The sequence below is a fragment of the Flagellimonas marina genome (genome assembly GCF_042651185.1).
In the GTDB taxonomy this organism is placed as follows: Bacteria; Bacteroidota; Bacteroidia; order Flavobacteriales; family Flavobacteriaceae; genus Flagellimonas; species Flagellimonas marina.
On the sequence record NZ_JBHSCL010000002.1, the window covers coordinates 116,433 to 134,106 of the forward strand.

The following is a 17,674-nucleotide window of genomic DNA, read 5'->3' on the forward strand; positions in this document are numbered from 1 at the left end:
CAAATTCAAATGAGCGTGATTATGTTCTCCAAGTGGGTTTGCACTTTGGGGTCTGTGCAGTTAATCAATATTGATACGACCATTTCTTCCTTAGGATACACAAAAAAGTTGGTATATGACCCTACACTACTGCCCACATGCCCCACAAAAGACCTTTCCTCAGCATCCTGACTTACTTGAAAGCCCAAACCATAAAAAGTGGGCTTTCCATTAACAGTATGGGAGGTCAGCAACTGCTTATACGTTTCTTTTTTTAGAAGTTTTTGTTCCAATATGGCCTGACCTAATCTTGCAACATCATGACTCGTTGATAAAAATCCGCCACCAGCCAATTTGTATGTATTATCTACTGACATCGCCTTTTTGAAACCGTTTGATGTTCTGGTGTAGAACTGTGCTTGCCAGAAATCCCTACCGCCTGCCCCATGCACGGATTGGCCCTCGACCTGATCAGGTGAAAATGTATAATCCAATCCCAAAGGTTGCAGCACGTTTTCGGCCACATAGTCTCGAAAAGGTTTTCCACTGGCCTCCTGCATGGCCAAAGAGAGCAGAACAAAGTCAAAACTATTGTACAAATACCCGCTACCAGGCTCAAAAAGTAGTGGGTCATTCTTAAAAACCGCAATACTATCTTTTATGGAAAAATTTTGGTTCAAAGCATATTCTTTTCCACGATACCCTCTAATTCCTGCCGTGTGACTGGCCAGCTGTCTTAATGTAAAATCATATCGTTTTTTGGGATAATACGGTACATATTGATAAAATGAGCCATCCAAATCCACAATACCTTCTTCCATCATTCTTCCTAAAGCCAATCCTGTAATGCATTTGGATATACTGGCAATTCGGAATAGGGTCCGTTCTGGGTCAACTGGAATCTTCTGTTCCAAATTCGCAGAACCGTATCCTTTTTTTAGTAGCGTTTCACCGTTTTTGAGAATGGTAACCGATAGCCCTGGCACCTGCTTTTCAATCACAAGATTATGAAAAATTGCATCAATCTTTTCCATACCCTTAAGTCCCCTGACCGATTTACTTCTTGGAGTGCTGGAAAACAATTGTTTGATATGTGCAAAAAGTGAGTTCAAAAGCAGTGATTTCTTTCTCCGAACATAGTGAGAAATCCAAAGACCGGAAAAGGAAATTTGGTTTAATTGAATTGAATAAAAATTCAATCTTGAAAAATAAGCCTGCCATTAAAAAGTTGCTCAACATCCACCTCGGGCGGTGTGTTTTTACTGATTACATCTCCAGTACCCCGAATTACACCACTTAAGCTTTGCTGTGGATTGATGAAAACATCATTGGAACCTCTGTGGTTTATAACAACATCTTGGGAAACAAGATTCTCAGCTTCAATCCGCGAATCCCCAGCGGCAACAGTGACATTAAAGTAGGTAGTGATGCCACCAACTTTTAAATAGGCTATGCCGTTCACCACTATTCTGACAGTAGTGGAATTCACTTCCAAATCAAACGAGCCATCTGTGGTCTCGCTCTCTGGGTTTGTAAAACTTTCCGAAATCAGGGTTAAATTGGGGTACTCTAAAACACCATCGCTGGAAATCAGCAATCCAGTGCTGCTCCGTATTTCAGAAATATTGGGAGAAGTGACATAAATGGTGGTAAGACCGTATTCCCGAACATAATTGCAGCTATTTTCATTTCTTAGGATAAGTCGGTCCCCATCCACTTCTGCAGAAACATCATTACGAAGGAATTCTCCAGTTTCAATTGCAACGCTTTGTTCATCTCCCTGCTTCAATACTAGATTGAGGTTCTCAAAAACTGTAATGGAATTAAAATCGGGAACGACAACAGTTTCACGAACGGTGTCCCCGGCATTTTGGAAGCAGTCTGGAACGTTGTCGCCGTTGCAGGACATGAAGATGAATATAAGAAGCATCAAAAACACCCCTAAAGTCCCCTCAAGGGGACATTGCATACTTCGTATGTTGATCTTGTTACTATTCATAACCTTATGCCTATTCCGAATTCAACAGCTTCTGCTTTTGCGCCGTGCGATTTTAAGGTGATGGCCCCAAAGACTTTATCCCCAAAATACCTCTTCATTCCTACTCTATTGTACATTCTTCCCTCAAAATCAAAAGGATAGTACACATAGTATCCCAATTGGGTCACAACACTCAACTTATTCACAAAGAATTCATGTCCTATGAACAGGCCCATTCTTTTAAAATCTGTGTCAGCCGCTACCTCCATTTCAGGAAAGGAGGTGGACTGAAATCGAATCAATTCCTTTAGAAAGTTGGAGAAAAAAACATCCGCTCCCAATTGAATAGCGCTTCTTTTTCCCAGACGCTTATCGGCATAAGCTGATAGAATCCAAAATCCGTATCTACCCGAATTTATGACATCACTCTCGTTCACCCCTCCACGTAGCGCAAGGTTATATCGAATTGGCTCCGTTACTTTTTCTTTGGGAACAGGTTCCAAATATTCATAAACCTTTCCTCCATCCAAATCATAGGTCAGTCCAAAATTCACAGCCATGGTGTTTGTAGAAGTATTGGGTGCCTTAAAATTGGCATTGGAATAATGGATAAGCGATAAGCCTGCCTTAACACCCAGTCCTTCAAACAAATTCTCTTTATGGTAATTGAACATGACCATGGTAGTACTCAGCAGATGGCTACCATAGGCATTATTCCTAAAGTTTTTATTCTTATCATACGGATTGGTGTTGTAGGCTACTCCTTGCCCGACCCGAAACTGAAGGTTTCTCCTGAAAAAATAAAAGTTATAATGCGCGTACAACCCAAAATTTTTTCCAAGGGTGGGGTTGTTCATATCTTGATACACAAACGAAAACCCCGTATCAGGATACCCCAAACTGGCTTCCCAATCCTCGTGTCCAAAACGTTTTCGATTAAATCCCAAAATAATCCCTCCGGGATGGTTGGTTATCAGATGTGAAATATCTGTGTTGTGCAAGAGAATGGAACCATAGAACTGGCTGGCATCCAGCACATATTTCTTCGGAATCTCATTGTCTTGGGAAAACCCAAAAGCAAAGCACAAGCAGAAAATAAAACAGAAAAGGGGCCTCATGGGGCACTAAAGTAGGAATTTAAAACACTTCCTTGGCAACCGCTTTAATGTTATCCGATTTTCCCATTGAATAATAATGCAAAACGGGAACCCCAGCTTCCTTTAGTTCCTTGGACTGTTGAATACACCACTCCACCCCAACTTGACGCACATCTTTGTTAGTTTTACAAGCCTCAACAGCGTCCACCAAATCCTGCGGAATGTCTACCCGGAAGACTTGCGGAAGCAACTGTAAATGCCTTTTTACAGCGATGGGCTTAATCCCTGGAATAATCGGCACATCTATTCCCATTTCACGGGCCGCTTCCACGAAGGCAAAGAATTTTTTGTTGTCAAAAAACATTTGGGTCACTACATAATCCGCACCCAATTCCACTTTTTCCTTCAATCGCTTTAAATCAGATTTAAGGGAAGGGGCTTCCATGTGCTTCTCTGGATACCCTGCTACCCCAATGCAAAAATCAGAGCAATTGTCCGTTTCTATCATTTCATGGAGATAGTTGCCGCAATTTATGTCTTGGATTTGCTTTACCAATTCAGATGCGTATAGATGCCCACCTTTGGTAGGGGCAAAATACTTTTCCTCTTTCATGGCGTCACCGCGCAGGGCCATTACATTTTCTATGCCCAAATAATGGCAATCCACCAACAAATACTCGGTTTCCTCTTTAGTAAAACCACCACAAAGTACATGGGGCACGGTGTCTACGTCATACTTATGCTTTATGGAAGCACAGATACCCAAGGTTCCTGGACGCATACGGGTGAGTTTTTTGTCCAAGAGCCCATCCCTATCAATGTACACATACTCCTCTCTGGATGTGGTGACATCGATAAATGGCGGATTAAATTCCATTAAAGGATCAATATTGTCATACAGTTCCTGAATGCTCTTCCCCTTTACCGGAGGTATAATTTCAAAACTAAAAAGGGTTTTCCCTTTTGCTTTTTTAATATGGTCGGTTACTTTCATGCTTTATGTTTCAACAATATTAGGAGCCAGCCACTTTTGGGCTTCCTCCAGTTTTATGTTTTTTCTTTTGGCAAAATCTGCTACCTGATCTTGCTCTATTTTCCCCAATCCAAAATATTTTGCTTGCGGATGTGCAAAATAGTAGCCACTAACACTGGCCGCAGGCCACATGGCCAGACTTTCAGTAAGTTCCACTCCAATCCTCTCTTTTACACCCAGTAGTTCCCAAATGGTGATTTTCTCCAGATGGTCGGGACAGGCGGGATAACCCGGTGCGGGTCGGATTCCTTGGTATTTTTCTTTGATGAGAGCATTGTTGTCCAAATTTTCATCTACTGCGTAGCCCCAATGTTTGGTTCGCACTTCTTTATGAAGATATTCCGCAAATGCTTCCGCCAAACGATCAGCCAAAGCTTTGATCATAATGGAATTGTAATCATCATGCTCTTTTTCAAATTTGGCGGCCAACTCTTGGGTGCCAAATCCTGCACTTACACAAAAACAGCCTACATAATCTTGAATTCCAGAATCTTTCGGAGCGATGAAATCCGCAAGGGCGATGTTGGGAACTCCTTCCCGTTTTTTGAGTTGCTGACGAAGGGTTCTAAAAACGAAGGTTTCATCATCTTTATCAACTTCAATGTCATCCTCATCAATTTGATGGGCAGGGAAGAGTCCAAAAACTGCCTTCGCTTTCAATAGTTTTTCGTCCAAGATTCGTTTCAGAAGTTCTTTGGCATCCTTGAAAAGTTCTTTGGCCTGCTCACCCACGATATCATCAGTTAATATATCCGGGTATTTTCCATGCAAATCCCAACTGCGGAAGAAAGGGGACCAATCAATAAAATCTTCCAGTTTGGTCAAATCAAAATCATCCCAAACCTCTATGCCCAATTGGTTAGGTTTTTTAATATCAGAGGAGTTCCAATCAATCTGAAATTTATTCTCTCTAGCCTGGCTCAGGGACAAATATTCCTTTGTCCGTGAACGACTCAGGAACTTATCCCTAAAGCTCTCATAGTCTAGCTTAATGGATTTTTTATACGTGATTGAGGTTTCATCCTGAAGTAAATCGCCTACCACGGTTACCGCTCTAGAGGCGTCGTTTACATGTACCACTGACTTGCTGTACACAGGGTCTATTTTTACCGCGGTATGGGCCTTGCTTGTGGTGGCACCTCCAATCAAAAGGGGAACATCAAAGTTTTGACGCTCCATTTCCTTGGCCAAAAAGACCATTTCATCCAAGGATGGGGTAATCAATCCGCTGAGACCAATAATATCCACTTGTTCTTCCTTGGCTTTATTGATGATTTTTTCTGGAGGAACCATTACGCCCAAATCTACAATCTCATAGTTATTACAGGCCAATACCACGCTCACGATGTTTTTACCAATATCGTGCACATCCCCTTTTACGGTGGCCATCAATATTTTTCCGGCGGCTTTGGCATCCTTATCTTTTGATGCTTCAATATAGGGTGTTAAGTAGGCTACTGCTTTTTTCATGACCCGGGCCGATTTCACCACTTGGGGTAGAAACATTTTTCCACTTCCGAATAAATCCCCTACCACATTCATTCCGGTCATCAAGTTACCTTCTATAACCTCCAAAGGTTTGGCGGCTTGTTGACGAGCCTCTTCAACATCTTCAATGATATATTGATCTATACCTTTGACCAAGGCTCGGGTAATACGGTCTTGAAGAGGCTCTTCTCTCCAAGACAAATCGACCTTGCTTTCTTTTGCAGTCCCCACAACCGTCTCAGCAAATTCCAATAGGCGTTCGGTAGCATCATCCCGCCTATCCAAAAGCACATCCTCCACATATTCCAATAGGTCCTTGGGGATATCGTCGTACACCTCCAATAGAGTAGGGTTTACAATTCCGATGTTCATCCCGGCCTTAATGGCATGATACAAAAAGGCCGAGTTAATGGCCTCACGAACGGGGTTGTTCCCCCGGAAGGAGAATGAAACGTTACTCACCCCACCACTGACGCTGCAATAGGGAAGATTTTCCTTCACCCAACGCGTAGCCTCTATAAAATCAATAGCATTGCGCCTATGTTCTTCCATTCCCGTGGCCACAGGAAAAATATTAAGGTCGAAAATGATATCCTCTGGAGGAAAATTCACCTTATTCACCAAAACATCGTAAGACCGCTTCGCGATTTCGATTCGACGCTCCAAATTATCAGCCTGACCCACTTCATCAAAAGCCATGACAATAACTGCCGCACCATAGCGCTTGATCAATTTGGCATGCCGGATAAATTCTTCCTCTCCTTCCTTTAAGCTGATGGAGTTCACCACACATTTTCCCTGCACCACTTGCAAACCAGCTTCAATAATTTCCCATTTGGAACTATCAATCATAATGGGCACGCGGGCAATATCGGGTTCAGAAACAATTAGATTCAAAAATCTGACCATAGCCACTTTTCCATCAATGAGGCCATCATCCATGTTCACATCAATAATCTGGGCACCGCCCTCCACTTGATCACGGGCAATGTCAAGGGCTTCGTCAAATTTTTCTTCTTTGATGAGTCTTAAAAACCGTTTGGAACCGGCCACATTAGTTCGTTCCCCTACATTGATGAAATTACTTTCTGGGGTAATTACCAAGGGCTCAAGTCCAGATAATTTTAAAGGTCTTATTTGGGTCATGAATCGATTTCTTACTTGATTCTAATATATTTCTCCACGATATGCCTTTTGATGCCTGCTTCGGGCACATCCTCTATCCCAGATTGAATCAGTGTATCTCCCTTAATCTCAATAATAAAGGGAAATTTATGTCCTCTAAGTTCATTTACACCAATGTAGTCCAGCTGTTCCACGTAAGCATTCCCTTCCAAGGTATATGTACCTCCACCTCCGTAGAATCCTTCGGTACTACCCTTTACTTGATTGAAAAAAGCGAAATGGTCCTTGTTCAAAATCTTTATAAACTCTGTATTGGATAGATTCTTTATTTCTAGGGAGTCTGCCGTTTTTATTTCACCGTATACCAGTTGCCAAGTTCCCATGATGTCATTTTTCACGTGGGAAGCGACGACGGTTTCCTTACCCTTTTCTTTTTCTGCGCAGGATATCAAAACCGCCAAGATCAATATTAAAATGAACTTATTATACACTTTCTTCATGCTCAAATTTGAGTTTTCTGGGAGAATATTGCTTTACAAGGTCGGCTATGGCCTTAATGTGCTCCGGAGTAGTACCACAACATCCCCCTACAATATTTACCAAGCCTTTTTCCACATATTCCTTGATTTGAGCGGCCATCTGCTCCGGGGTTTCATCATATTCCCCAAAGGCATTGGGCAATCCCGCATTGGGGTGGGCAGAAGTGGCAAATTCTGATTTGGCCGAAATCACCTCTAGGTGCGGTGTCAATTGTTTCGCTCCCAAAGCACAATTGAATCCAACGGATAAAATGGGAATGTGGGACACAGAAATAAGAAAAGCCTCCGCCGTTTGCCCCGATAAGGTCCGCCCGGAAGCATCTGTAATGGTACCACTTACCATGATGGGCACTTCAATATTGCGTTGATCCTTTACTTCTTCAATAGCAAACAGCGCAGCCTTGGCATTAAGGGTATCGAAAATAGTTTCTACCAATAAAATATCGGAACCACCATCGAGCAGGGCTTCAACTTGTTGTTTATACGCTTTTCGGAGCTCATCAAAAGAAACTGCTCTATAACCCGGGTCATTCACATCGGGTGACATGCTGGCTGTTTTGTTGGTTGGGCCAATACTCCCTGCCACAAATCTAGGTTTGTTGGGTTCTTTGGCAGTAAATTCTTCAGCAACTTGCTTGGCAATTTTGGCGGACTCATAATTCAATTCGTATACTAATCCCTCCATTCCGTAGTCGGCCATGGCAATGGTTGTCCCCGAAAAGGTGTTGGTCTCCACAATATCGGCCCCAGCTTCAAAATATTTCCGGTGAACCTCGGCAATGGCCTTGGGTTGGGTCAAGGACAACAAATCGTTATTACCCTGCAAATCCTGCGGCCAATCTTTAAATCGGTCGCCCCTAAAATCCGCTTCTGTAAATTTATAGCGCTGCAACATGGTACCCATAGCCCCATCCAGGACCAGAATTCGTTTTTGCAGAATGTCTTCAATTTTTTCCATAATACAATCTCCCATATAAAAGGATATGCGGTATCAAGAAAATGTGGAAAATACGGTTGGAATGTATTCTTTTGTTATCCTTCCCAATCGGGTAGAATGTAGCACCTTCTCGAAGTCGAGGGTTGCTAAGGCTTCAAAGGGTCCAATCCCTCCACCTTTCTTGATAACCTTTCAAGTTTTAAATGAACTGCGATGCAAAGTAACGGCACTCAAGACTGAAAAGCAAAAAAAGAGCCGCTATTTTTCATATTTGCGGCTCTTTTGTAAAATATGTAACAGAAGGCTAAATCATCATCCCTCCAGAGACTTCAATGCGCTGTGCATTGACCCATTTTGCCTCATCCGTGCATAAGAAGGCTACGACACCTCCAATATCGTTGGGAATCCCCACACGACCCAAAGCGGTAAAATTGGCAATGGCGGTTCGTTTGCCTTCATCAGTTTTATTGGTTCCACCTCCAAAATCGGTTTCAATGGCACCCGGAGCCACAACATTTGCCCTAATTTTTCGAGCACCCAATTCCTTGGCCTGATATCGGGTAAGTGCCTCAACAGCAGCTTTCATGGATCCATATACCGCATAACCTGGGAAGGAAAAACGGGCCAATCCGCTTGATATATTCACAATTCCTCCGCCATCGGCAAGAATGGGCAAGAGGGTTTGTGTAAGCAAATACACCCCTTTAAAATGAATATCCACCAGAACATCCAATTGCTCTTCTGTGGTTTTGCCAATAGGCGTGTCTATACCAATCCCGGCATTGTTTATCAAGAAGTCAATCTTTTCAGCTCCAAAATGGGAGGCTATGCCTTTTTTCACCTCTTCTGAAAAGGCATCAAAGTTTTGGGCATTGGCTACATCCAGTTGCAATGCACAGGCTTTTTGACCTACTTTTTCAATCTCACTTATGGTTTTATCGGCTTCTTCCTTGTTGCTTCGGTAGGTCAATACAACATTCAGTCCTTTTTTGGCGAGGTTGATGGCCATGTCCTCACCTAGTCCGCGGCTTCCACCCGTTACCAATGCTATTTTTTCTTTGCTCATTCTATTTGATTTTAGATTCAAGAGCAAAATTAGCTAGGCATGCATGGCATGGGTTACACGCATCAAACGCTTTTTTGTAAAAATCAAACTTTTATTTCCTTTCTGAATTGTAACGGCGAAAGAGTAGAGTATTTTTTGAAGAAATTGGAAAAATGGGCCACTTCCTCAAAACCTAAGCCATATGCAACCTCAGAAATGTTCCAATCCGTATTATTGAGGAGGATTTTGGCTTCTTCAAAGATTCGGGAATGAATTATGGCCGTTGTGGTGCTTCCTGTGGTTTCTTTGAGCACCTTGTTTAAATGGTTGGCGTGCACTGCCAAACGTTCCGCAAAATCGTTGGCTGTTTTTAAACCCAATCTCTGTGAGGGTGAGTTTATTGGAAACTGGCGTTCCAGTAACTCCACAAACAAATCGGTAATTCGGGTAGCTGCATTTTTACCATTTTCAAGGGGTTCCACTGGGTTCAATTTTTGCCCCAAGTGCAAGAGCTCAATCACATACGCCCTAATCAAATCAAATTTATAGGGATAGTCGGACGAAAGCTCCGTATTTATTTTTGCAAATAACTGCTCCAACTCCTTGTAGTTCTCATCCGAAATATTGAAAATGGGATATCCTCCTGGTTGAAACAAGGGCAGGTTGTCTAAAATTACCCCACTCTTGTCCTTTGATAAAAAAGTATCGGTAAAAACACAGAAATATCCCGATTGATCACTATCCAACGGAACATAGCGGTACGGAATCTTCGGGGAGGCAAACAACAAAGCCTTATTCTCTATATGGATTGATTTATCGGCATACTCAGCTTTGTTTCTTCCATTGATAAGACTTATTTTGAAGTAGGAGCGTTGATCATAACGCATCTCCCCTTTGTTCAAACGAGCGCGATATTCATCAATCTTAAAAACATTGAAGTGCCCAACATCCTTTCCAATGTTATCTGGAATGGGTAAACTGAGCTTACTGTAAAAATCGCGTAAGGTGAACAGACTTTGCATACAGTTGTAAAATTCAAATATAGCGGATAAAAAAACACCTTCCTAAATTGCTTCGGGAAGGTGCTTCATCAACAATTGATTTTACACTAATTGATGCTCTGCACCACTTCTTTTTTGGCTTCTTTTTTGGAACCATCGAATCCTTCAACGCCGCCAACAGTGGTATACTTCATTACATATCGCTTATCTGGATTGATAATCTGATAGGCGAACTGACACATAACTGCGGCCTCATGGAATCCAGAGAGAATCAATTTTAGTTTACCAGGATAGGTATTTACGTCACCGATGGCAAATACTCCAGGAATATTGGTCTGATAGTCCTTGGCGTTGTTCACTTTTATGGCATTCTTTTCAATTTCCAAGCCCCAACTTCCGATGGGTCCTAGTTTTGGAGATAGACCAAACAGTGGAATAAAGAAGTCCGTTTCAACATAGGTCTGTTCTTTTGTTTCATCATTATATTTAATGACAACGGCATGAAGATCATCCTTACCATGGATTTCTTTTACCTCGGCTTCGGTGTACAACTGAATTTTACCTAGTTTGGCCAATTCCCGTGCTTTTTCCACAGAATCCAGCGCACCTCTAAACTCATTTCTTCGGTGAACCAAAGAAACTTCAGAAGCAACGTCTGCCAAGAAAATAGCCCAATCCAAAGCAGAATCACCTCCCCCAGAAATCACTACTTTCTTGTTTCGGAACTGCTCGGGGTCTTTGATCATGTACTCAACCCCTTTGCTCTCAAACAACCCAATATTGGGAATCATTGGTTTTCTAGGCTCAAAAGACCCCAATCCACCGGCAATGACAACCACGGGTGCATGGTGCTGGGTACCCTTTGTGGTGGTTACAATGAATGAACCATCTTCTTGCTTCTCCAATGTTTCTGCACGTTCACCTAAAGTGAATCCGGGCTCAAAGGGCTTAATTTGTTCCATTAGTTTGTCCACCAAGTCCCCGGCCAGAATCTCTGGGTAGGCGGGAATATCATAAATTGGCTTTTTTGGGTAAATCTCTGAACATTGCCCTCCTGGTTGTGCCAGTGCATCAATCAAATGGCATTTCAACTTTAGTAACCCTGCTTCAAATACGGTGAACAAACCTGTTGGTCCTGCTCCAATAATTAGTATGTCTGTTTTAATCATAATCTTGCTTTTAATCGACACCCCTAAAGTCCCCTCAAGGGGACAATCGAGGGTTTATACTTTTTCAAACAATTCTTTTCCTTTAGCTTGATATTCATTTTGAATATCCAATAAATTTTGGCGGTGATTGACCACTTCGCCTATGATAATTATGGCAGGATTGGCCAACTGCTGCTCCTTTGCCTTGTGCTCAATGGAAGCAACAGTACCAATTCCCACTTTTTCATCTTCCCTAGTTCCATTTTGAATAATGGCCACGGGGGTATCTTTTTTTCCTTCTTTTTTGAAGAGATTCATGATCTCTCCCAATTTGGACATCCCCATAAGGATGACCACCGTGGCATTCGACTTCGCCGCCAAAGCCACATCTTTAGACAATTTGTGATCTTTGGTCGTACCTGTTATCACCCAAAAACTTTCAGCTGCGCCTCTTTTGGTCACAGGAATATTTTGAGTAGCAGGCACCGATACCGAAGAGGAAATTCCAGGAACCATGGCCACATCGATTCCTTTTTGGGCTGCAAATTCCATTTCTTCCGCACCTCGGCCAAATACAAACGGGTCTCCTCCTTTTAAACGAACCACATGCAATCCTTGCGATGCCCGTTCCACAATCAAATCATTAATTTGCTCTTGTTGAAAATGATAGCATCCTTTTCGTTTCCCAACAAAAATTTGTTCGGCATTGGAGGCATATTTTAACAATGCGGAGTCAACCAAAGCATCATAAAGTACTACATCTGCACTTTGCAATGCCTTGATACCCTTTAGGGTAATCAGGTCCAAATCGCCTGGGCCGGCTCCTACCACTGTCAACTTTCCTCTATGCATGTTCCAACTCCAATTTTCTATAATTTTCCAAACGTTGTAACACGCTTTTGGCATCTTCCAAGTAACTTTTAGCAAATGTTTCGGATGGTTCGTTTTTATTGAGTTGAAGGGCCAAACTTTCAAAACTTCCGTCAAAAGATACTTTTCCCGATGACACATAAAGCTCATCAAAATCCTTAATGATGCTTGCATGGGTGTTTGTCTTCACCTTTTCGGCGGTCAACAAGGCTTTAGCAGAGTTAACGATGGATTGATAGGAGTAATAAATACTGGCTGCCCATTTTCCTTCGTTGATTGCATTTTCTGCACTCTCAATTTTCTCTTGACTTTCAAGGAACAAGGTTGCTACCAAATCCACAATCACCCCGGCACATTCACCAATCCCAATCTCTTTTTTATATTTTTCCTCATTTCCCCAATCGATAAAATCTTCTGGGGTAAGGTTATCCACATCTGTAAGTGGTTTTAGAAAGTCATAGAAATACAATTGTCCTTGCTTTTCATAATACTCCGTAAAGGATTCTCCGTTGCTGTTGGCCTCAAAATCATCCAAAATCAAACGCAACGCTTGCGGACCCCTTTTACTTGGAATTTTAGCCACCTTGTCGGCAAAAACACCTTTTCCATTACCTAAGTTTCCGCCACCCAACAGTACTTGCAAAGCTGGCGCCACCAATTTGTCCTTGGTGCGGACGGACATTCCTTGAAAACCAATGTGTGCCATATTATGTTGCCCACAAGCATTCATACAACCACTTATCTTAATAACCACATCTGGATTATTGATGTAGTGTGGATACTCGGCCTTGATTACGCGCTCCAACTCGTCGGCGATTCCGGTACTGCTGGCAATTCCCAGGTTACAGGTATCGGTGCCGGGGCAAGCGGTAATATCCAAAGCTTTGTTATAACCAGCTTCAGCAAAGCCCAATCGGCTCAATTCCTGATAAAAGAAAGGAACCAAATCCTCCTTTACATACGGAATCAAAATATTTTGTCTAAGGGAAAGACGAATTTCACTAGCGGCGTAATCACGTACCAATTTGGCCAATTCTCTGGCTTTATCGGTATAGAAATCTCCTAAAAGCACCTTAATTCCGATAGCCACGTAGCCTTCTTGCTTCTGCGGCACCAAGTTGGTGGCTTTCCATTGCTCAAAGGTTTCATTGTCCTCAATGGTTACCGCTGGGGCTTCCACCTCTGCAATTTTTACTTCTGGATAACTTTCTATGTTGATGGGATAGGTTTGATGCGGAATGGCCAATTGTTCTTCTTCCAACAATTGTTTGAAACCGTCCAAACCGATGTCCTTCAACAAAAATTTCATACGGGCCTTGGCGCGACTTTTACGTTCTCCATATCGGTCAAACACACGGATTACACCTTCCATCAATGGAATAATTTTGTCCGTTGGCAAAAATTCATACAATTCGTCAGCATGACGGGGTTGGGAACCCAATCCACCGCCCAACATCACTTTAAAACCTCTTTCGCCATTCTGAATCTTGGCAATGAAGCCCAAATCGTGCATGTAGGATAATCCGGTATCGGCATCGCTGGCCGAAAAGGACACCTTGAATTTCCTTCCCATTTCTTGCCCGATGGGGTTTCGTAAGAAGTACTCAAAAAGTCCCTGCGCATAGGGTGAAACATCAAAGGGTTCATCTACATCAATACCAGCCGTTTCACTTGCGGTCACATTTCTAACGGTGTTTCCACAAGCCTCGCGAATGGTAACTTCATCTCGTTCCAATTCTGCCCACAACTCAGGTGTTCTTTCCAAGTCCACGTAGTGGATTTGGATATCCTGACGCGTGGTGATGTGCAACCGTCCACGAGAGTATTCGTCAGAAACATCGGAAATTCGTAAAAGTTGGTTGGAAGTAACCTTACCATAAGGCAACTTAATCCGTACCATTTGAACCCCGGGTTGCCGCTGTCCATAAACACCACGGGCCAAACGAAGGCTTCTGAACTTTTCCTCGTCCATTTCACCTCCTTTGAACTGGCGAATTTTCTTCTCCAAGTCAATGATGTCCTTTTCAACTACGGGATTTTCTATTTCTGTTCTAAAGCTCTTCATATCTCTATTTTTCCTATATATTTAATAGGTTATATTTTCAAATCATTCAATAAAAACTGCCGTTTTGACTCATCTTATTCGATAAAGCCTACACCAGCTGTAGTGTTGGTTCTACTGTCAATAATAATAAAGGAACCGTTGGTCCTATGGTCTTTGAACCTATCGTAAAAAATGGGTTTGTTGAACTTAAACCGCACTTTAGCAATATCATTCATCTGTAAGGCCGTTGCATTCTCCTCAATACCTGAATAATCGGGGTGGATTTTATGTTCAATGGCATCTACTTTGGCCAACACTTTATTCACTCCGTGTTGTACAATATATTTTCCGCCAGTGGTTAGATTATCGGCATCCATCCAAGAAACGGTTGCAGTAATTTGTTTGTCTATGGTAGGCAAATCACCAACCTTCACCAACATATCACCACGACTTACATTAACCTCATCTTCCAACGTAATGGTCACGGATGAACGTCTGGGTGCGGTTTCATATTCTTTATCATAGAAGTAGATGGCCTTTATTTTGGAGCGGGTCATGGAAGGCAACACTACCACTTCATCACCCACGTTTAGCTCCCCACCATATACTTTTCCTGCAAATCCCCTAAAATCATGGAATTCCTCTGTTTTGGGACGTATCACGTACTGAACAGGGAACCTTGGTGTACCGACATTATAGATATCTTGAAGATTCAATTCTTCCAAATGTTCCAGCAAGGTCTGTCCATTGTACCAAGGGGTGTTTTCTGATTTATTCACCACGTTATCTCCTTTAAGGGCACTTACTGGGATGAAGGTGATTTTTTGGTCTTGATAATCCCTTTTTCCCATTAATTCCTCAAAATCAGCTTTGATATTGTTGTAGACTTCTTCGGAGAAATCCACCAAATCCATCTTGTTGATGGCCACAATCACATCTTTGATGCGCAATAAGTTATTGATAAAAAAGTGACGATTGGTCTGCTCAATTACGCCTTTACGGGCATCAATCAATATAATGGCCGCTTGGGAGGTTGAAGCTCCCGTTACCATGTTTCGCGTATACTCCACGTGTCCGGGCGTATCGGCAATAATATAACTTTTAGATGCGGTGGAAAAGTAGATATGGGCCACATCAATGGTGATGCCTTGCTCTCTTTCTGCCACCAATCCATCGGTTGCCAGTGAAAAATCGAGGTAATCGTATCCTTTTTGTTTGCTGGTACGCTCAATGGCCTCCAATTTATCGTCTGTCAGTGACTTTGTATCGTATAGTAAGCGTCCGATCAAGGTGCTTTTACCGTCATCTACACTTCCTGCTGTTGCTATCTTTAAAACTTCCAATGCTTTGTATTTTTTTGATTCCTTGCACCCTTAGACTTCGCTCAGGGTGACCATGGAAATGACTTTTGTTCTTAGAAATATCCTTGTTGCTTACGTTTTTCCATGGCGGCTTCGGAACGTTTGTCGTCTATTCGTGCGCCTCTCTCCGAAATTTTGGAGTCCCTGATTTCCGAAACTACTTTATCGATAGTATCAGCATGGGATTCCACAGCTGCTGTACAGGACATATCGCCTACAGTTCTAAAACGCACCATACGTTCCTCGACCACTTCATCATCAGCCCTAAAAACCACATCGTCCTCTGCGGACCAGATTAAACCATCCCTAAGGAAAGTCTTTCTTTTGTGCGCGAAGTATATGGATGGAATTTCTATGTCTTCCTTTTGGATATAGCTCCAAACGTCCAACTCGGTCCAGTTACTGATTGGGAATACCCTAACGTTCTGGCCCATTTCAATTTGACCGTTCAACATATCGAACAATTCTGGACGTTGGTTTTTCTCATCCCACTGGCCAAAATCATCACGAACTGAAAAAATACGTTCTTTGGCCCTTGCTTTTTCCTCATCACGTCTAGCTCCCCCGATACAGGCATCAAACTTGAACTCCTCGATGGCATCCAACAAGGTTGTGGTCTGAAGCATGTTTCTACTGGCATATTTTCCAGTTTCCTCCACTACTTTTCCTTGGTCGATGGAATCCTGAACGTTTCGTACAATCAGTTCCACTCCCAATTCCTCCACCAATCGATCCCTAAACTCAATTGTTTCAGGGAAGTTGTGGCCGGTATCAATATGCATCAACGGAAACGGAATTTTGGCAGGCCAAAAAGCCTTTTGGGCCAATCGTACCAATGTAATTGAATCCTTTCCTCCCGAAAATAACAACACAGGCTTTTCAAACTGGGCTGCTACCTCTCGGATTATATAAATGGCTTCATGTTCCAATGCATTGGCATTGGGCCTACCCGAATGGTTTATTGTTTCAGGTTTTTGTATTTCTTCTGTAAGTGTGCTCAAATCTTGTTTTTTTTAAGAATTGGGTGATTATGTATGTAAGCCGCATTCGCGGTTCTCCAGTACTTTAGTGGGATCAAAATATTTGTGCTCGTTGGGCAATCCGTGTTCTGTCAGATATGCATCCAATTGGGTGTCACTCCAATGATAGAAAGGACTTACTTTTAAAACACCATCCTTGCTCAGACTCAACACATCCAATGAATCTCGGAGTGCTGTTTGGCCTTTTCGAAGGTTAGTGAACCAAACATCTGGTTTGTGCTCATCCATCGCTCTTTTAAAAGGCTCCAATTTTACCTGCTCTGTAAATTCTTTATGTCGAGGGTCATCAATTTGTGGAATTCCCATGACGGCGTCCCGGTGGGCCGAAGTCTGCAAGGGCACGTACAATTTAATATTGAGTCCAAGTTTGGAAATTAATTCTTCAGCATGCTTATAGGTTTGTGGGGTATTGTAGCCCGTATCGCACCATATTACTGGTAGATTTTTATCCACTTCGGTAACCGCATGAAGAATGGCCACTTCATAAGGACGGAAATTGGTTGTAACTACTGGGTTTTTCCCATGCCCAATGGCCCAAGAAATGATTTCCTCAGGCGGAATACCCTTAAACTGGCGATTTAAATTCTGAATTTCTTCTTGTGATAGTGCCATACTTAATAAATTTTATTTGCCCCATTTGATGCCGTTCCAAATTCTTTCGTGAAAGAAATACAGCACCATTTTAGTGACCAATTCAACCAGACCAATTGAAAATGCAAGCGATAATGTTCCCGTTACAATCCAAGAAATGATAATGGTGTCCAATGTTCCCACCACTCTCCAACTAATGGATTTGGCAATGCTCCTTTTTGGGCTCTCGGAAACTTTATCTTTCTCGAAAGTTGTTTTCTCTTTTTTGCTATCGACTACAAGTTGGTCTGCTATCATTTCGTATTATCTTTTTCCTATCGGTTTACTAGGAATTTCAAAAATAGGACTAATTTCTGGAATGAAAAGCAAAATGAATCTTAAAATTGATTTTACCCTAT

At 42.3% G+C, this 17,674-nt stretch carries 16 protein-coding genes and 1 riboswitch; all 16 genes read right to left on the minus strand.

What is annotated here, in order from left to right:
- Positions 1 to 5 precede the first annotated feature (5 nt).
- Positions 6 to 1,091 carry a serine hydrolase domain-containing protein gene (locus tag ACFOWS_RS00725; protein ID WP_379762007.1) on the minus strand — a complete coding sequence of 362 codons (1,086 nt, stop codon included), beginning with the start codon at positions 1,089 to 1,091 and terminating at the stop codon, positions 6 to 8.
- An 83-nt stretch (positions 1,092 to 1,174) separates the two neighbouring features.
- Complete coding sequence (locus ACFOWS_RS00730; protein WP_379762008.1) at positions 1,175 to 1,948, minus strand: head GIN domain-containing protein; 774 nt, start codon at positions 1,946 to 1,948, stop codon at positions 1,175 to 1,177.
- A 26-nt stretch (positions 1,949 to 1,974) separates the two neighbouring features.
- Positions 1,975 to 3,075, minus strand: a complete 1,101-nt coding sequence (locus ACFOWS_RS00735) for an acyloxyacyl hydrolase (protein ID WP_379762011.1) — start codon at positions 3,073 to 3,075, stop codon at positions 1,975 to 1,977.
- A gap of 19 nt (positions 3,076 to 3,094) precedes the next feature.
- Positions 3,095 to 4,048, minus strand: coding sequence for a methylenetetrahydrofolate reductase [NAD(P)H] (metF, locus tag ACFOWS_RS00740; RefSeq protein WP_379762013.1), 954 nt, complete (start codon positions 4,046 to 4,048; stop codon positions 3,095 to 3,097).
- A gap of 3 nt (positions 4,049 to 4,051) precedes the next feature.
- The gene (metH, locus tag ACFOWS_RS00745; RefSeq protein ID WP_379762016.1) at positions 4,052 to 6,721 is read right to left on the minus strand and encodes a methionine synthase; all 2,670 of its coding nucleotides are present in this window, start codon (positions 6,719 to 6,721) and stop codon (positions 4,052 to 4,054) included.
- Positions 6,722 to 6,732: 11 nt separating this feature from the next.
- Positions 6,733 to 7,200, minus strand: coding sequence for a hypothetical protein (locus ACFOWS_RS00750; protein WP_379762018.1), 468 nt, complete (start codon positions 7,198 to 7,200; stop codon positions 6,733 to 6,735).
- Positions 7,184 to 8,197: a homocysteine S-methyltransferase family protein gene (locus ACFOWS_RS00755; RefSeq protein ID WP_379762320.1), complete on the minus strand. Its 1,014-nt coding sequence runs from the start codon at positions 8,195 to 8,197 to the stop codon at positions 7,184 to 7,186. Before ACFOWS_RS00755 ends, ACFOWS_RS00750 begins: the two co-directional genes overlap by 17 nt.
- Positions 8,198 to 8,268: 71 nt before the next feature.
- A riboswitch (SAM riboswitch) is annotated at positions 8,269 to 8,367 on the minus strand.
- Positions 8,368 to 8,480: 113 nt separating this feature from the next.
- Positions 8,481 to 9,242, minus strand: a complete 762-nt coding sequence (locus ACFOWS_RS00760; protein WP_379762020.1) for an SDR family NAD(P)-dependent oxidoreductase — start codon at positions 9,240 to 9,242, stop codon at positions 8,481 to 8,483.
- A gap of 83 nt (positions 9,243 to 9,325) precedes the next feature.
- A complete protein-coding gene (locus ACFOWS_RS00765) occupies positions 9,326 to 10,243 on the minus strand; it encodes a helix-turn-helix domain-containing protein (RefSeq protein WP_379762021.1) in 918 nt (305 codons plus the stop codon).
- 86 nt (positions 10,244 to 10,329) lie between these two features.
- Positions 10,330 to 11,391, minus strand: a complete 1,062-nt coding sequence (locus ACFOWS_RS00770) for an NAD(P)/FAD-dependent oxidoreductase (RefSeq protein ID WP_366584777.1) — start codon at positions 11,389 to 11,391, stop codon at positions 10,330 to 10,332.
- 54 nt (positions 11,392 to 11,445) lie between these two features.
- On the minus strand, positions 11,446 to 12,222 hold the full coding sequence (gene cobA, locus ACFOWS_RS00775; protein ID WP_366584779.1) for a uroporphyrinogen-III C-methyltransferase: 777 nt from the start codon (positions 12,220 to 12,222) through the stop codon (positions 11,446 to 11,448).
- A complete protein-coding gene (locus tag ACFOWS_RS00780) occupies positions 12,215 to 14,305 on the minus strand; it encodes a HEPN domain-containing protein (RefSeq protein WP_379762023.1) in 2,091 nt (696 codons plus the stop codon). Before ACFOWS_RS00780 ends, cobA begins: the two co-directional genes overlap by 8 nt.
- Before the next feature lie 74 nt (positions 14,306 to 14,379).
- Positions 14,380 to 15,627, minus strand: a complete 1,248-nt coding sequence (locus ACFOWS_RS00785; RefSeq protein ID WP_366584782.1) for a sulfate adenylyltransferase subunit 1 — start codon at positions 15,625 to 15,627, stop codon at positions 14,380 to 14,382.
- A gap of 71 nt (positions 15,628 to 15,698) precedes the next feature.
- Positions 15,699 to 16,607: a sulfate adenylyltransferase subunit CysD gene (gene cysD / locus ACFOWS_RS00790; protein WP_366585234.1), complete on the minus strand. Its 909-nt coding sequence runs from the start codon at positions 16,605 to 16,607 to the stop codon at positions 15,699 to 15,701.
- Positions 16,608 to 16,673: 66 nt separating this feature from the next.
- Positions 16,674 to 17,297 (minus strand): phosphoadenosine phosphosulfate reductase domain-containing protein, encoded by a 624-nt coding sequence (locus ACFOWS_RS00795; protein ID WP_366584784.1) that lies wholly within the window; start codon positions 17,295 to 17,297, stop codon positions 16,674 to 16,676.
- Positions 17,298 to 17,309: 12 nt separating this feature from the next.
- Positions 17,310 to 17,573 carry a DUF2061 domain-containing protein gene (locus ACFOWS_RS00800; RefSeq protein ID WP_366584786.1) on the minus strand — a complete coding sequence of 88 codons (264 nt, stop codon included), beginning with the start codon at positions 17,571 to 17,573 and terminating at the stop codon, positions 17,310 to 17,312.
- Positions 17,574 to 17,674: the final 101 nt, after the last annotated feature.

What these genes read in the sequence shown, in the direction of transcription:
- ACFOWS_RS00730 (WP_379762008.1), bottom strand. Translation starts at nt 1,948, where the DNA reads ATGCAATGTCCCCTTGAGGGGACTTTAGGGGTGTTTTTGATGCTTCTT.
- ACFOWS_RS00735 (WP_379762011.1), bottom strand. Translation starts at nt 3,075, where the DNA reads ATGAGGCCCCTTTTCTGTTTTATTTTCTGCTTGTGCTTTGCTTTTGGG.
- metF (WP_379762013.1), bottom strand. Translation starts at nt 4,048, where the DNA reads ATGAAAGTAACCGACCATATTAAAAAAGCAAAAGGGAAAACCCTTTTT.
- metH (WP_379762016.1), bottom strand. Translation starts at nt 6,721, where the DNA reads ATGACCCAAATAAGACCTTTAAAATTATCTGGACTTGAGCCCTTGGTA.
- ACFOWS_RS00750 (WP_379762018.1), bottom strand. Translation starts at nt 7,200, where the DNA reads ATGAAGAAAGTGTATAATAAGTTCATTTTAATATTGATCTTGGCGGTT.
- ACFOWS_RS00755 (WP_379762320.1), bottom strand. Translation starts at nt 8,197, where the DNA reads ATGGAAAAAATTGAAGACATTCTGCAAAAACGAATTCTGGTCCTGGAT.
- ACFOWS_RS00760 (WP_379762020.1), bottom strand. Translation starts at nt 9,242, where the DNA reads ATGAGCAAAGAAAAAATAGCATTGGTAACGGGTGGAAGCCGCGGACTA.
- ACFOWS_RS00765 (WP_379762021.1), bottom strand. Translation starts at nt 10,243, where the DNA reads ATGCAAAGTCTGTTCACCTTACGCGATTTTTACAGTAAGCTCAGTTTA.
- ACFOWS_RS00770 (WP_366584777.1), bottom strand. Translation starts at nt 11,391, where the DNA reads ATGATTAAAACAGACATACTAATTATTGGAGCAGGACCAACAGGTTTG.
- cobA (WP_366584779.1), bottom strand. Translation starts at nt 12,222, where the DNA reads ATGCATAGAGGAAAGTTGACAGTGGTAGGAGCCGGCCCAGGCGATTTG.
- ACFOWS_RS00780 (WP_379762023.1), bottom strand. Translation starts at nt 14,305, where the DNA reads ATGAAGAGCTTTAGAACAGAAATAGAAAATCCCGTAGTTGAAAAGGAC.
- ACFOWS_RS00795 (WP_366584784.1), bottom strand. Translation starts at nt 17,297, where the DNA reads ATGGCACTATCACAAGAAGAAATTCAGAATTTAAATCGCCAGTTTAAG.
- ACFOWS_RS00800 (WP_366584786.1), bottom strand. Translation starts at nt 17,573, where the DNA reads ATGATAGCAGACCAACTTGTAGTCGATAGCAAAAAAGAGAAAACAACT.